Origin of the sequence: Bowmanella yangjiangensis, assembly GCF_017255015.1 — a bacterium.
Taxonomy (GTDB): Bacteria; Pseudomonadota; Gammaproteobacteria; order Enterobacterales; family Alteromonadaceae; genus Bowmanella; species Bowmanella yangjiangensis.
This window is the reverse complement of record NZ_JAFKCS010000182.1, coordinates 1-1,599: the sequence shown is the minus strand read 5'-3', so window position 1 is coordinate 1,599 and position 1,599 is coordinate 1. Positions and strand designations below refer to the sequence as shown.

The window sequence follows — 1,599 nt, the reverse complement described above, 5'->3', positions numbered from 1 at the left end:
ATCGAGGCATCGGCCACGCGCAGGTTGCTCAGGCCGCGCACCCTGAGCTGCGGCGAGACCACGGCGGCCTCGTCAGTGCCCATCTTGCAGGTGCCCACCGGGTGGAACACCGTGGCGGCGTTCTCGCGCAGGTGCGCCAGCAGCTGTTCGTCACTCTGCACCTGGGCGCCGGGCAGCATCTCCTTGCCACGAATGGCGTCGAACTCCGGCTGGGCGAGGATGCTGCGCGCCAGCTTGACCCCCTCCACCAGCACCCGCGCGTCGGCCTCGTCACTGAGGAAGTTGAAGTCGATGCTCAAGCTGCGGCCCTCGCCCAGGCGCACCTCGCCGACGCTTTTCGGGCGCAGCACGCAGGTGTGGATGGCGTAGCCATGGCCCCACTCGAACAGGCGCCCGCGATGGCTGCGATAACCCGGCACGAAGTGCATCTGCACGTCCGGCAGGTCACCCGCCAGCGGCGTGCGGGCGAAGCCGCCGGCCTCGACGTAGTTGGTGGTCAGCCAGCCCATCCTGCGCGCCAGGTACTGGAACGGCGAGGCCAGCACCTTGGGCAGCGAGCCGATGGAGAAGCCCAGCGACAGCGGGCTCTTCGAGCGCACGGTGAGCGTGCCGTCGATATGGTCCTGCAGGTTCTTGCCGACTCCGGGCAGGTCGACCTTGCTGGCCACGCCCGCCGCCTCCAGCTCGGCCCTGGGGCCGATGCCGGATTTCAGCAGGATGTGCGGCGAGCCCAGCGCACCGGCGCAGAGGATGGTCTCGCGGCTGCACTGCAAGGTGCGCCACTGGCCCTTCTCGCGCAGTTCCAGGCCGCTGACGCGCTCGCCGTCGAGCAGCAGGCGCTCCACCTCGCAGCCGGTCAGCACGGTGAGGTTGCTGCGCTGGCGCACCGGGGCGACGAAGGCGCGGTAGCTGGACAGACGCCTGGCGTCCTTCTGGGTGACGTTGTACAGGCCGACCCCCTCCAGGCTGCCGCCGTTGAAATCGTCGTTGCGGCGCAGGCCGATATGGCTGGCTGCGCTGATGTAACGCTCGGACAACGGGTTGGGGTCGCGCGGCTTGTCCACCAGCAGTTCGCCCAGCGTGCCGTGGTAATGCAGGGACTGGCCGAGGCGGTTGCCCTCGGACTTCTTGAAGTACGGCAGCACGTCGCGCCAGCCCCAGCCGGGGCAGCCGGCGGCTTCCCAGCGGTCGTAGTCGCTGGCGTCGCCACGGATGTAGATCATGCTGTTCATCGCACTGGAGCCGCCGAGGGCCTTGCCACGCGGGGTGTGCAGACGACGCCCGGCGAGGTGGCGCTGCGGTGCGGAGAAGTAGTTCCAGCTGAACACGCGGCTCTTGTACAGGGTGATGGTGCCAGCCGGCACCTGCACCCGCGGGCTGGCGTCGCTGCCGCCGGCCTCGATCAGACAGACGCGCACGGCCGGGTCCGCGCTCAGGCGGTTGGCCAGCACGCAGCCGGCCGAACCGGCCCCGACGATCAGGTAGTCGAAGCTGTCGGCCATCTCAGTGCACCTCTTCCATGTCGTCGTGCAGCAGGCCGAGGATGTGTCGCTTCATGCGGATGAACTCGGGCTCCATCACCACGTCGAGGTTGCGCGG

Annotated in this window: 1 protein-coding gene; it reads right to left on the bottom strand. The window is 69.1% G+C overall.

The genetic code is table 11. The annotated features are described in order from the left end of the window. A partial coding sequence (locus J0A65_RS23130; protein WP_206596648.1) for a GMC family oxidoreductase occupies nt 1-1,502 on the bottom strand: 1,502 nt, incomplete at its 3' end. Nucleotides 1,503-1,599: the final 97 nt, after the last annotated feature.